This window comes from Kitasatospora sp. NPDC036934 (assembly GCF_055608425.1).
Genome location: NZ_JBVJQR010000003.1, coordinates 478,920 through 492,282, shown reverse-complemented (window position 1 = coordinate 492,282; position 13,363 = coordinate 478,920). Strand labels below are relative to the sequence as shown.

At 73.8% G+C, this 13,363-nt stretch carries 9 protein-coding genes and 1 pseudogene; 7 read left to right on the top strand and 3 right to left on the bottom strand.

Features of this window, described 5'->3' with window-relative positions; genetic code table 11:
- Positions 1-95: 95 nt before the first annotated feature.
- From ACZ7BZ_RS07320 to ACZ7BZ_RS07300, 5 genes and pseudogenes are all read left to right on the top strand, one after another.
- Positions 96-335 (top strand): annotated as a pseudogene (locus tag ACZ7BZ_RS07320) (MbtH family NRPS accessory protein); the annotation flags it as partial.
- A gap of 111 nt (positions 336-446) precedes the next feature.
- Positions 447-3,461 (top strand): amino acid adenylation domain-containing protein, encoded by a 3,015-nt coding sequence (locus ACZ7BZ_RS07315; protein ID WP_470357553.1) that lies wholly within the window; start codon positions 447-449, stop codon positions 3,459-3,461.
- Positions 3,458-4,219 (top strand): leucyl/phenylalanyl-tRNA--protein transferase, encoded by a 762-nt coding sequence (locus tag ACZ7BZ_RS07310; RefSeq protein ID WP_470357519.1) that lies wholly within the window; start codon positions 3,458-3,460, stop codon positions 4,217-4,219. The genes ACZ7BZ_RS07315 and ACZ7BZ_RS07310 overlap by 4 nt, the downstream gene beginning before the upstream one ends.
- Before the next feature lie 67 nt (positions 4,220-4,286).
- The gene (locus ACZ7BZ_RS07305; protein WP_470357518.1) at positions 4,287-5,864 is read left to right on the top strand and encodes a hypothetical protein; all 1,578 of its coding nucleotides are present in this window, start codon (positions 4,287-4,289) and stop codon (positions 5,862-5,864) included.
- A 101-nt stretch (positions 5,865-5,965) separates the two neighbouring features.
- Positions 5,966-7,378 carry a hypothetical protein gene (locus tag ACZ7BZ_RS07300; protein ID WP_470357517.1) on the top strand — a complete coding sequence of 471 codons (1,413 nt, stop codon included), beginning with the start codon at positions 5,966-5,968 and terminating at the stop codon, positions 7,376-7,378.
- 40 nt (positions 7,379-7,418) lie between these two features.
- Here ACZ7BZ_RS07300 and ACZ7BZ_RS07295 read toward each other — a convergent pair whose 3' ends face one another.
- The gene (locus ACZ7BZ_RS07295) at positions 7,419-8,648 is read right to left on the bottom strand and encodes a serine hydrolase domain-containing protein (protein ID WP_470357516.1); all 1,230 of its coding nucleotides are present in this window, start codon (positions 8,646-8,648) and stop codon (positions 7,419-7,421) included.
- A 253-nt stretch (positions 8,649-8,901) separates the two neighbouring features.
- Here ACZ7BZ_RS07295 and ACZ7BZ_RS07290 point away from each other — a divergent pair, with 253 nt between their 5' ends.
- Positions 8,902-9,675, top strand: coding sequence for a GbsR/MarR family transcriptional regulator (locus ACZ7BZ_RS07290; RefSeq protein ID WP_470357515.1), 774 nt, complete (start codon positions 8,902-8,904; stop codon positions 9,673-9,675).
- Positions 9,676-9,700: 25 nt separating this feature from the next.
- Here ACZ7BZ_RS07290 and ACZ7BZ_RS07285 read toward each other — a convergent pair whose 3' ends face one another.
- Positions 9,701-10,669, bottom strand: coding sequence for a helix-turn-helix transcriptional regulator (locus ACZ7BZ_RS07285; protein WP_470357514.1), 969 nt, complete (start codon positions 10,667-10,669; stop codon positions 9,701-9,703).
- A gap of 538 nt (positions 10,670-11,207) precedes the next feature.
- Between ACZ7BZ_RS07285 and ACZ7BZ_RS07280 the strand changes: the two genes are divergently transcribed.
- Positions 11,208-12,536 carry a thioester domain-containing protein gene (locus ACZ7BZ_RS07280; RefSeq protein ID WP_470357513.1) on the top strand — a complete coding sequence of 443 codons (1,329 nt, stop codon included), beginning with the start codon at positions 11,208-11,210 and terminating at the stop codon, positions 12,534-12,536.
- A 244-nt stretch (positions 12,537-12,780) separates the two neighbouring features.
- On the opposite strand, the gene ACZ7BZ_RS07275 is transcribed toward ACZ7BZ_RS07280, so the two are convergent.
- Positions 12,781-13,245 (bottom strand): ATP-binding protein, encoded by a 465-nt coding sequence (locus ACZ7BZ_RS07275; protein ID WP_470357512.1) that lies wholly within the window; start codon positions 13,243-13,245, stop codon positions 12,781-12,783.
- Between the last annotated feature and the right edge of the window lie 118 nt (positions 13,246-13,363).

Here is a 13,363-nt window from a genome sequence, read left to right as displayed (position 1 = left end):
AGGGCGGAACTGGTGTACGGGCCCCGCGGCCGGTTCGGCCCACGGGAGAGTGACGTCCGGCGGTCCGTGCGACGGACGTTGTCGGTGTCCCCTGAGTGCGTATAGTCGGAAATGTCGCACCTCCCAGCATTCTGCCGCTCAAGCACGAGGTCAAGCCGGTGGACGACGCAGCCGACAGCGCACTGGGCGCACGCACGGATGTGAACTCCGGGCGTCACGCCGTGGTAGCCAACGACGACGGTCAGTACGGGCTCTGGCCCGTGGAGCCCGGGGACCTGCCACTGCCCGCCGGGTGGCGGCAAGTTTACGGGCCGGCCGGGCGGGCCCGGTGCCGGGCCTGGGTGGAGCGGAACGCGTCCGCCCCGGCAGGGGGGTCCGCGCGCGCGGGGTCCGGCCGCGCCGGGTTCGTCCGTGCGGAGTATGCCCGCGCCGGGTTCGCGGAGACCGTGCACGGGCTGTTCCGGGCCCGGGCCGCCCACGACCCGACGGCGATCGCGGTGGTGGGGGAGGAGGCCACACTGAGCTACCGCGAACTGGACGCGCGCAGCGACCGGCTGGCCGCCGAACTGCGCGCCCGGGGGGTGGGGCCGGAGCAGGTGGTGCCGGTCTGCCTGGGGCGCGGGGTGGAGCTGGTGGTGGCCTGGCTGGGGGTGCTCAAGGCGGGCGGTGCGTTCCTGCCACTGGATCCGGCGCATCCGGAGCGGCGGCTCGCGGGGCTGGTGGCGGACAGCGGGGCGCGGGTGGCGGTCACGGACGGTCGCGGGTTCGACGGGGTGGAGCGGGTGGCGCCGGACGTCGCTGGAGCGGCACCGGACGTCCCCGGAGCGGCGCCGCCGGTGCCGGACGAAGCCGCCACGCCCGACGACCTCGCCTACCTGATCTACACCTCCGGCACCACCGGCCGCCCCAAGGGCGTCCCCGTCACGCACCGTTCGCTGGTGTTCACCCTCGACCGGGTCATCCACGCCTACCGCCTCGCTCCCGGCGAGCGGGTGCTCCAGCTGGCCGCGCTAGGTGCCGACACCGCGCTGGAGCAGGTGTTCTCGGCGCTGCTCGCCGGAGCGACGGTGGTGCTCGGCGGCCGCGACACCTGGGCGCCCACCGAGTTGGTCCACCGGCTGCCCCGGCTCGGCCTGGCCGTCGCCGACTTCACGCCCGCCTACTGGCACCACGTGCTGGACCTGCTGCCGCCCGGCGGCCCGGCCCCGGACGGGCTGCGGCTGGTGGTGGTCGGCGGGGACGTGGTGCACGCCGACGACTGCCGGGCCTGCGCGGACCGGCTGCCGGGCGTGCGGCTGCTCAACGCGTACGGGGTGACCGAGGCCGCCGTCACCTCCCTGCACGGCGAGGTCACCCCGGAGCTGCTGGACTCCCCGACCGCGCCGGTGCCGATCGGGCGGCCGCTGCCGGGGGTGCGGGTGCACGTGCTGGACGAGCGGCTGCGACCGGTGCGGCCCGGCGAGCGGGGCGAGATACACCTCGGCGGGCCCGGCCTCGCCCGCGGCTACTGGCGGCAGGCCGGGCTCACCGCCGAATCGTTCCGGCCCGATCCGTACGCGCCGCTGCCCGGCGAGCGGATGTACCGCACCGGGGACGCCGGGCGCTGGCGGACGGACGGGCAGTTGGAGATCCTCGGGCGCTTCGACGACCAGGTGAAGGTGCGCGGGCACCGGGTCGACCCGGCCGAAGTGGAGGCGGTGCTGGCCGCCCACCCGGCGGTGCGGCAGGCCCGGGTCGCGGCCGACGGCAGCGCGCCGGACGGCAGCCGGGTGCTCACCGCGTACTACACGCTCGGCGACCGGGCGGTGCCCCCCGAGGGGCTGCGGGGGTTCCTCGCGGAGCGGCTTCCGGAGTACCTCGTCCCGGCGGAGTTCGTGCCGCTGGAGGCCATGCCGCTCACGGCTGCGGGGAAGATCGACCGGCGCTCGCTGCCGCACGCCCCGGTCCGGACGGCGGGCCCGGCCTCTGCCCCGGCCGCCGTTGCTGCCGCCGCTGCCGGACCGAGCGCCGTGGAGGCCGCCGTCGGCCACCTCTGGGCGGAGCTGCTCGGCGCCGAACTCGTCGGTCCCGAGGACGACTTCTTCGCCCTCGGCGGCACCTCGCTGCTCGCCATGGAGATGCTCGCCCGGGCCCGGATGATGTTCGGCCTGGACGTCGGCCACGTCCGCACCCTCACCCGGGCGCTGCTGCGCTCGCCCGTCCTGCGCGACTTCACCGCCGCCCTACAGGCCGCCCGGGCCGGCGCCGCCCCGGGGGAGGCCGCCGTCGACTGGCACGCCGAGGCCCGACTCACCGAACCCGTCGGCCAGTCCTGGAGCCCGGCGCCGTCCCGGGCCGAGCCCGCCGAGATCCTGCTCACCGGCGCCACCGGCTTCTGCGGCGCCCACCTGCTGCACGTGCTGCTCGCCACCACCCGGGCGCGGATCCACTGCCTGGTCCGCGCGCCGGACGAGGAACACGCGCTGGAACGGCTACGCGCCACCCAACAGCGTTTCCTGCGGCACGACTTGGCGGACCACCGGGTGGTGCCGCTGGTCGGGGACCTCGCCGCCGAGCGGCTCGGGCTGGCGGAGCGCCGCTTCGACTGGCTGGCCGGGCACCTGGACGCGGTCTACCACCTCGGCGGGCTGGTCAACTTCCTCTACCCGTACCACCAGTTGCGCGCGCCCAACGTCGGCGGCACCCGGGAGTTGATCCGGCTCGCCGGGCACAGCCGGGGCGTGCCCGTGCACTACCTTTCCACCCTCGCCGTGCTGGCCGGGTTCGGCGCGGCCGGTGTCCGGGAGGTCACCGAACGCACCCCGCTCGCCCACCCCGAGCGGCTCGGCGTCGGCTACGTGGAGAGCAAGTGGGTCGCCGAGCAGCTGCTGCACAACGCGGCGGCGGGCGGGCTGCCGGTGACCGTGCTGCGCACCAACGACGTCACCGGGGACCTCGCGGCCGGGGTGATGAACACCGGGACCGAACTCTGCGCGCTGATCAAGTACTTTGCAGACAGCGGCAGTTACCCGGACGTCCAGCTGCCGCTGGACTTCGTGCCCGCCGACCGGTTCGCCCGCGCGGTCGCCCACATCGCCGCGCACGCACCCGCCGACGGCGAGGTCTATCACCTCACCTCGCCGGATCCGGCCGGGCTCCCCGAGCTGGCCGACCGGCTCCGGGCGCGCGGTCACCGGATCGACCGACTCCCGTACCACGACTGGGTGCGGCGGCTGGTCCGGTTCGCCGCCGGGCACCCGAACCACCCGATCACGCCGTTCGTCCCACTGTTCGTCGACCGGGCGCCCGGATCCGAACTGTCCATCAGCGAGCTGTACTTCCAGTCGGTGTTCCCGCGTTTCGACCGGCTCAACGCGGAGGCGGCGCTGGACGGCAGCGGGGTCGAACTGCCCGCCGTGGACGGCGCCCTGCTGGACCACTACCTGGCCCGGCTGGCCGACGAAGGGTTCCTGCGACCGTGACCGCGACGGCCTTCGACGCGCTGGACCTCGGACTCGCCCCCGCCGACGGCCCGGTGGCCTTCGGCGGAGCGCTCGGACCGGAGGAGCTGTCTGCGGCCTACCGGCGCGGGCTGTTCCCGCTGCCCGCGGCCGACGATTACGCGGGCGCCTACAACGAGGCGCTGTACGGGGATGCGGCGGAGGCGGGGGAGGTGGCCCTGCTGCCGGGCGGGGCGGACCCGTACGCGCTGGCCTGGTGGTCGCCGGACCCGCGCCCGGTGCTGCGGCCCGGCGCGGTCCGGCTGCCCCGCCGGCTCGCCCGGCGGCTGCGGGGTGCGGTCGAGTGGTGGACGACCGCGGACCAGGCCTTCGGCGAGGTCCTCACGGCCTGTGCCGATGGGCGCCAACCGGCTTGGCTCACAGAAGAGTTGATAGAAGCACTGGTCGAGCTGAATGCGCGGGGAACGGCCCACAGCGTCGAGGTGTGGGAGGACGGGGAGCTGATCGGCGGGGTCTTCGGGGTGGCCGTGGGGCCGGTGCTGAGCCTGGACTCGATGTTCCACCGGCGGCCGGACGCCGCCCGGGTCGCCGTCGCCGACCTCGGGGCCCGGTTCGCCACCGCGGGCGGGCGGCTGCTCGACGCCCAGTGGGACGGGCCGTACGTGCGCAGCCTCGGCGCGGTGCCGATGGAGCGCTCCCGCTACCTCGGCGAGCTCTCGGCGGCGGTGACGACGGACCCGCTGCCGGGTGATCGGCTGCCCGTGGCACGGCTATGCTGACCTGGGCCTTTCGCTCGGAGTGAGCTGTCTTCGACAAACTTATTCCTCGTCAGTAACATGACGCCGCGTGTTCAAACCCTCGATAGGCAGGGCCGCGCCCGCAGCCCTGCTCACCCTCATCCTCGCCGGAACGGCCGCGTGCGGGCCCACCGGCTCCGGCAGCACCGCCCCGCAGGCCGCCGTCGAACCGGCCGCCGCCACCAGCACCGCCGACACCGGCGCGACCACCGCCGGGGGCAGCCCGGCGGGCGGCGCGCCCGCCTCCGGCGCCCCGCGCGCCCGGGCCGGCACCCCCGCCTCCGGCCGTCCGACCCCGGTCGGCGGCAGCAGCGGCAACGTCACGGTCGCCCCGGCCGACGACCAGCAGGCCGCCATCGGCAGCCCCGGCAAGGACGGCGGCGCGGTCACGGCCGCGACCAAGGCGCTCCAACTCACCGCGTACGACCCGGGGAAGGGCACGGCCGTCCTGACGGCCTCGGGCCCGGGTACCGCGCCGACGGCGGCCCCGAGCGCCTCTCCGACCGCCGTCCCGAGCGCCGCGCCGACCACTGTTCCGAGCGCCGTCCCGGGCGCGACCGCGACCGCCGCCGCCGTCCAGCCCGGCCAGCTGATCGCCAGCCCGCCCACCGCCGCCGCACCGCAGGGCGCACTGGTCGCCGTCACCGGCGTCAACCCGGGCACGGGCAGCACCGTCAACCTGACCACCCGCCCGGCCACCCTCTCCGAACTCCTCGGCGGCACCGAGGCGGACGGCCAGGTGCCGATCGACGTGCACGGCATCAAGGTGACCCCGCTGGTCAAGGACCTCAAGGCCACCGCCGGCATCGACGGCAACGGCGTGAAGGCCGACGCCTCCGGCACCCTGGAGGTCGACGTCAAGGCCCCGGTCCCGCTGCCCCAGGGCGCGAGCCTGGACGCCTCCGGCTCCCTCCAGCTGCACCCGGCCGTCCACTTCGCCTACCACGGCGCCCAGGCCGGCAGCCCGCGCACCGCCTCCGTCGGCTTCGACCTGGGCGCCCAGGCGCACTGGAAGGTCACCGGCGACGTCGCCCGCAACACCGGCGCGGCCCCGGTCCGCGTCCCCTTCGCCAAGCTGCAGGCCAGCCCGGTGCTGACGGTCGCGGGCCTGCCCGTGGTGGTCAACCTCGGCCTCACCTGCTACCTGGAGGTAAGCGCCGACGGCCAGGTCCACCTGGAGACCGAGCAGGACGCCACCGGCACCTGGGCCGTGCGCGCCGACTACACCGGCGGCAAGGGCTGGACCCCGACCACCAGCGCGGACACCAAGGTCTCCCCGGTGCACGTCCGCCTCGGCGGCAAGGCCTCGGTGCGGGCCGCCCTCGGCGTCGAGGCCAGCGTCGGCCTGTACGACACCGTCGGCGTCGAGGCCACCGTCGCCCCCTACCTGAGCGCCAAGGCCGACGGCTCCCTCGCCGTCGATCTCCCCGGCAACACGCCGCAGCTCCAGGGAAGTTGGGCCCTGGTCGGCGGCGTCGACCTGAACGGCGCACTGACCGCCCACCTGAAGGTCTTCGGCACCCCGATCATCGAGGGCAAGCTCCCCCTCCCGCCCTTCCACAAGGAATGGCCGCTCCTCACCGGCTCGGCCACCCTCCCGGCCGCCCCGAAGCCCACCAAGAGCTGACCCCACCGGGAAGACCCCGACCGATCCGCTCGGCCGGGGTCTTCCCTTTGCCCGCCTCCGGCTTGCATGCTGGTGCCCGCGGGCAGCCTGACGGGGTGGGGATGGGCGGGCAGGGCGAGACGCACAACGAGATCAGCCACAACGAGGTCAGCAATTCGACGATCCGCAGCCTGATCCAGGCGAACAGGGTCGTTCAGGTGATCGTCAAAGGGCCGCTGGTGGTGCTGACGGTGGTGATGGCCCTGGTCACGGCCGGGGCGACGTACCTGGTGCTGAAGGCCGGCGGGGACACCGGGCCGCAGCTCAGCGCGCGCTACGAACTGGGCGACCCGGCCGTCGACATCCCGACGATCGTGCCCGGCACGCTCTCGCCGACCGACTTCCCGGCCTCGGTCACCGACTGCGTGCCCGCCCGGGCGTGGCTGCACGGGCGGGGCGGCGTCGACGTGGGCGCCTCCCGGCTGGTGGTCGAGGCGGCCGGCGGCAAGGGGCACGTCGTCGCCATCGAGTCGCTGCGGGCCGTGGTCGTCGCGACCGCTCCGGATCCGCTGACCGGTACGACCGCCCACTGCCACCACGAAGGAGTCGGGAGCAAGGTGGACCTCGGCGTCGACCTGGACTCCCCTGGTCGCGAGGCCTTGATCGGGTCGAACGACGGAAGCCTGTCCTACGCGCCGTTCTTCAGCGGCAAGTACCTCTATCTGGAGGACCAGAAGCCCGAGTTGATCAACCTGTCCGTCATCTCGGCCCGGAAGACCTACGACTACGTCCTCGCTGTCGAGGGCACGGTGGACGGCAAGCGCCGGACGTGGACGCTGAAGGACGGTGACCGGCCGTTCCGGGTCACCGGATCCAGTGACGACTACGGGGTCGACCTGCGCAGCGCCGGCCACAGCTGGGCGACCGACTACCGGCGGCGCATCGGTGGGCCGGCCCGCTGCAATCCGTGCCAGAACGACGACCACAGCATCATTCCGGGCACCACGGTGCCCGGTGCGCCCACCGACCCGGCGCCGGACCCGACGGCCGCTACCGCGACCCGGCCGGGCACCCAGCCGGCGCCGCCGGCCCTGGCCCCCGACGACGCGGAGTCCGTCGCGCTCGCCTGGGCGGTCACGGCCAACAGCTCCGACGTCAAGCGGGACGGCACCGAACCGGCTGTGCTGCCCAGGCTGCGGAAGTACCTGACCCCGGCCTTCGCCGCCTCGACCGCCACGACCGGAGGTCTGCCGGGAGCCGGTCGCACGGCTTGGCCTGCGGAGGCGATCCGGCACCAGGCGAGGTCGGAGGTGACCGGCGTCCTGGTCACCCCGACCGATCCGCACGCCGGTCCTGACACGCTTCGGCAGGAGGTCGTGAAGGTGCACGCCAGTGTCGGGGTCAGCTACCACGCGGACGACGGATGGTCCTGGTCCGGCGACGGCCCGTACGACGGGGACCTGGTGCTCCGGCGCCAGTCCGGTGGCGGCTACCTGGTGGACGCCTTCCAACCCGGATGGAGTCAACGTCCTTAGCCCTTCGTGCCGGTGGGCCGGGGTGGGGCGGGACGGTGGGTCAGTCCTCGATCGCCTGGTAGAGGGTGGTCCAGAAGTCGTGGATCAGCCGCGCCGAGTTCGGCACGGACATCCCGGTCTGGGTGAGCAGGAGGCCGACCAGGCCGTGCTGCGGATCGGCGTAGGTCGAGGTGCCGCTGCCGCCGTCCCAGCCGAACTGGCCGATGGGGGCGTAGTCGCCGCGGTAGGTGCGGACCGCCATGCCGAAGCCCCACCCGCCGTGCTGGCCCTGGCCGTAGGAGCGGTGGACGTTGTCGCCTGCCAGGGCGCGGCGGGCGGCGGTCTGCTCGGGCGTCATGCGGTTGGTGGTCATCAGCCGGACGGCGGGCCGGGACAGGATCCGCTCGCCCGCGTGGGTGCCGTGGTTCAGCAGCATCCGGAAGTAGGCGTGGTAGTCGTCGACGGTGGAGGCCAGCCCGCCACCGCCGCCGGGGAACGCCGGGGGCTTGCTCCAGCGCCCGGTCGCGGGCTCGTCCCACACGGTGAACGCCCCGGTCTGCGGGTCGGGGGCGTAGAGGGGCGGCAGCCGGTCGATCTTGTCGGCGGGCACGTGGAAGCCGGTGTCGGCCATGCCCAGCGGGTCGAAGATCCGCTCGCGCAGGAAGGACTCGAACGGCTGCCCCGTGACCCGTGCGACGAGCGCGCCGAGGAGGTCGCTGGCGATGTGGTACTGCCACTGCTCGCCGGGCTGGTGCATCAGTGGAAGGGCGCCGAGGCGGCGGAGCCACTCGTCCGGTTCGGGCATCGGCGTCGGCAGGTCGGGGGTGAGCCCTTGCTCGAAGACCGCGTTCATGATCGGGGTGCCCAGCGAGGTCAGATCCATGCCGAGCCCGAAGGTGCTGGTCAGTACGTCCCGTACGGTGATCGGCCGCTTGGCCGGCACGGTGTCGTCCAACGGGCCGTCGATCCGCTTCAGTACCCGCCGGTCGGCGAGCTCCGGCAGCCACTGCTCCACCGGGTCGTCCAGCCGCAGCTCGCACTCGTCCAGCAGGACCATCGCGGCCGCCACCGAGACCGGCTTGGACGTCGAGGCCATCCGGAAGATCGTGTCCCGGCCCATCGGCGCACCGCCGTCGTGGCTCATCGTCCCGACCGCTTCGACGTGCGTCTCGTCGCCGCGGCCGACCAGGGCGACGACCCCCGGGATCCGACCGGAGTCCACGTGCCGCGTCAGCACGTCGCGCACCTTGCGCAGGCCTGCCTCGGTGAAGCCGCCGTTGCTGGTTCCCATTCTGGATCTCCCCCTGAGTGAGTGTTCGGGAATCTCTGAACGCTTTCGAAGCTACATTGCGTTCAGTGAATCGTCAACGCCGATGGGGTGCTCTAAACCCTTTTTGCTACTGGGAAGTTGGCTATGTATTGCAATGACTATGGTGCTGAATGCAATGGGCGGCGCGGGCAGAACATTGCAATGGGCTGGAGGTGAACGCATACTGCCGACTGTGGAGTGCGCGGATCGGATCGGAAGGGGAGGGGCCGAGGCGATGCCCGGAGACAGGCTTACCGGCGAGGACCGTCGGCTGATCGCGGAGGGGCTGGCGGAGGGGCTCGGTTTCGCCGGGATCGGCCGACGGCTCGGGCGGCCCGCCTCGACCGTCATGCGGGAGGTCGCCCGCAACGGCGGGGCCGGGGGGTACCGGGCGAACCGGGCCGAGGAGGCCGCCCGGCACCGTGCGCGGCGCCGGAGGCGGGACCGGCCCCTGGCGCCGGGCGTTCCCGAGGGCGGCGACGGCGGCGAAGGCGGCGGCGACGGGCGGGACCCCGGGGAGGTGCAGGAGTTCACGGCGTTCTTCACGCTCCTGCTCGAACAGCAGGGGCTGCCCAGGATGGCCGCCAGGGTGCTGGTCTGCCTGTACGTCACCGATTCGGGTGCCGTCACCGCCGCCGACCTGGTCCGGCGGCTGCGGGTCAGCCCGGCGTCCGTCTCCTCCGCCGTCGGCTTCCTCGAACAACAGGGCATGGTCCGGCGCGAGCGGACGCCCGGTGAGCGCCGTGAGCGCTACGTCATGGACGACGACATCTGGCGGCGCTCCACCCTCGCCGCGCTGCGGATGAACGACGCTCTGATCACGGCCTCACGGCGCGGCGAGGCGGTCCTCGGCGCCGCGACTCCGGCGGGCGCCCGCTTCGGGGCCTCCGCGGAGTTCCTCCTGATCATGGGCGAGGCCCTCCGGCAGGCGATGGACCGGTGGCAGCGGCGAACGGCCTCCGACGAGCCGAGCGGGACCTCCGGCGAGGCGGACGGGATCGCCGGCTGACCGGCCGGGACCGGCCCGGGCCCGGTCAGATCCAGTTCCGGTCGCGGGCCGCCAGGGCGGCCTGGAAGCGGTTCGGTGCGTCGAGCCGGCGCATCAGGGCCGCCACGTGGCCGCGGTAGGTGCGCAGCGACATGTCCAGGGCGCGGGCGCCGGCCTCGTCCTTGTCGACGCGGGCCATGGTCCGCAGAACCGCCCGTTCGATCTCGTTCGGCGGTTCCTCGCCGACGCCGCAGGACCGCTCCCAGTGGTGCTCGAACAGGGACAGCAGGTGTGACAGCAGGCCGGGGTGGCGGATGATCAGGGCACCCCTGGTGATGTCGTGGGGGTGGGTGGCCACCAGGGCGGTTCTTCGGTCGAAGATCACCATGCGTTCCAGTGGGTCGGCCGTGCCGCGCACCTGGGCGCCCTGCTCGGCGAGTTCGGCGGCGAAGCGGTTGATCCGCCGGCTGTCGAGTGCGCTGTGGTGCAGGATGGTCCGCATCCGCAGTCCGCGCCGCAGGTACTTCAGGTCGGAGCTGCGGACGGAGTCGAGGGCGGCGGCGATGATCGGCCCCGGGTGGGTGGTCAGCCGCTCCTCGCGGGCGAAGAACGACAGCTCGTCCACGCACGCGACCACTTGGTCGATCCCTTCGACCTGCTGCAGGTCGCGGGCCGGCCCCCGCTGCCCGGCGTGCTGGTCCTCCAGCAGGCGGTCCACCAGGTGGCGTGTGGAGACGACCTGCCGGATCTCGTCCTGGAGCCCGTCGAGCCGGCGGCGGGCCAGTCCTTCGACGGCTGCCCGCGGGTCGACGCCGGTGAACGCGGACCGGCCGTCCGAGGCGGTCAGCAGGCCCAGCTCGAGGAGCCGGGCGACGGCGGCCCTGGTGCTGTCCTGGTCGAGTCCGCAGCCGAGCGAGATCGCCGGGAGCCCGATGCGGGGTGAGCGCAGGACCAGCCGGTAGACCGATTCCTCCTGCTTGTCCACGCCCAGTACCGCCAATGCGTTGCCTTCCATGCGACCCCCGGAGACGTCGAAGTGAAAGCGACGGCCCGGGTCGGGCCGCCGCTCGACAGAGATCGTGCAACGGCTGCCGGGGGCTCCCCAGGGGTCCTCCGCCCCGACCGGGCGGGACCAACGTCCCATGGCTGCAGGAAGTTGCGCCCGGCAGGTGCAGGCAGTGGCGCCGGGAACGGGGTCCGGGCCCGCCCGGGCGCCAGTAGGTTTGTTCGTGTCCGCAGCGACAAAGCCGCTGCCAATCCGTGCAGTTGCCCGTCCCGGGGGCCGGTCCGGGAGTGAGTCGCCGGGGCGGGAGGGGGTTCCGGCGGCCTGCGGCCTCGGGGGTGAACCCCGGCTCTCCGGGCTGGCCCGACCGGCCATAGGTCAGGCCTATGGGCTGATAGGTCGACCGCCCCTACCGATGGCGGCCCGTGCTGCGAAGGGTGGACGGACAAAGCCATCGATCCGTTCGAAACCGGGACCAAGGGTCCTGGAGCTCACACAGGAGAAAGAGCCGGCAGTGAAGTGGAAATGTGCAAGGCGTACGGCAGCCGCCGTGCTGGCGACCGGAGTTCTGACGGGCGGCGGGCTCGCGCCGTCGGTGGCCGCCGCGGCGGACGGCGGCGCCGGTGGTACCGGTGGTGACGGGGGGACCGTCATCACGGCGGCGGATGTCATCGGGCCGGGCGACTACATCCGGTTCAGCGACAAGAAGGGCGACGGCCTCATCGGCGGCCTGATCAAGGCGACGACCGCTGACGGCGGCGTCCTGTTCGTGTACTGCCTCGACAGCGGGGCCGACCTGGTGCCGGGCTCGGCCTACCGCGAGGCGGGCCGGTCCGACGTGCCCACGCTGAAGGGCAACCCCGATGCGGGGAAGGTCTCCTGGATCCTGCAGCACGGGTACCCGGCGGTCACCGAGGGCGAGCTCGGCGAGCTGGTCGGCGGCAAGCTCTCCAAGGCGCATGCGGCCGGCGCGACCCAGGCCGCCATCTGGCGCATCACCAACCATGTCACGGGGGTCCCGTTCGACCCGGTCGGCGCCAAGGTCGCCGACTACCTCGCGGCGCACGCGGTCGACGAGCCCGAGCCGGGCGCTTCGCTCTCCCTCGCTCCCGGCGCGGTGGCCGGGGAGGCCGGGCAGGTACTCGGCCCGATCGGGATCACCTCCACGGGTGACCCGGTGGGCGCGTCACTCGATCCCGCGGCGGCCGCGGCGGGCGTGGTGCTGACCGACCGGGAGGGGAAGGTCCTCTCCGACGGCAGCGGAAAGCTGACCCAGCCGGCGAAGAACGGTGACGCGCTCTTCGTGAAGGCCCCGGCCGGGTCGTCGGCGGGCAGCGCGACCGTCACGGCGACGGCGTCGGTCCCGGCGCCGGCGGGCCGGGCGATGGTCGGCCGTGACAGCCAGGCGATCCTTCTGGCGAGCGCTGACACCAGGATCGCCACCACCGCGACCGCGAAGGCGAGTTGGACGGCTGCTGGCGCCTCTCCGTCGCCCACCGCCACCCCGACCGGCACGGCGAGTCCGACCGCGCCGCCGAGCCCGTCGGCCGCGCCGACCGCAACGGGCGAGCCGATCGCAACGGGCGAGCCGACCGCAACGGGCGAGCCGACCACCCCGGGTGGCTCCGCCTCCCCGAGCGGCTCGGCGAGCCCGAACCCGAACCCGGCCCCGAACCCGACCCCGGGTGACACGTCGAGCCCGTCGGCCGTGCCGAACCCGGGCGCAGAGCCCTCCGGTGGCACCGGGGGTGCGCTGGCCTCCACCGGGGCCGGGAGCGGCGTCCGGATCGCCGCCGGCGCCGGCGTGGGGCTGCTCCTGGCCGGCGGTGTCCTGGTCCTGCTCCACGAGCGGCGCCGTCGCCGCCGCAGCGGAGCCTGAGCCGAGCGCGGACAGGAGTGCCGTGGCCGGTGGGGGCCGCGGACGGGGGAGCCGTGCACGGGTGAGGAGTGGGAAGTCGGTGTGGCCGACTTCCCACTCCTCGGTGTTTCACGGGCCGGCCGTCGGACGAGAAGTCGGCTGCTGTGGTGAGCGGTTGTGGTGGTGCGACCAGGCGAGCAGCGCGAGGACGAGCGCGAAGGGCAGGAGCGTGCAGAGCATCGCACTGCCCGGGCCATGGCGGGGTTCAGGTGGCATCGGGGACGGCGTCGGTGAGGTCGAGTTCGGCCCAGACGGTCTTGGCGTTGGGGTGGCGGGGGATGGTGCCCCAGCGGTCGCAGAGGGCGTCGATGAGGGTGAGGCCGCGTCCGGACTGGGCGTTGGGGGTGTGGACGGTGGGGAGGACGGGGAGCCTGTCGCCCCTGGGGTCGCTGATCTCGATGCGCAGGGTGGTGCCCCGGCGCGCGGTGGTGGTGAGGGTGAGGTGCAGCTCGAACCCGCGCCCCGAGACGCGTCCGTGCGTGATCGCGTTCGCGGCGAGCTCCGCGACGACGAGGAGGGCAGAGTGGAACGGCTCGGTGTGCGTCGAGTTCAGCCCCCAGGCGGTGAGTTGACGTCTGGCGATGCGTCGGCAGGTGGCCGCGCCCTTGGGGGTGGCGGGGAGGACGGTGACGTGGGGGCGGGGTCTGTCGAGGGGGATTTCGGTCGTCATGGGTAGAAGCGTGACGGGGCGGACGTACGCTGACCATGCATTCGGCGAGCACTGAGAGTACTTGTACGGGTGCGGAGGGTTGGCTTGTCGGGTCGGCCGGGATCCATCGATCGAAAGG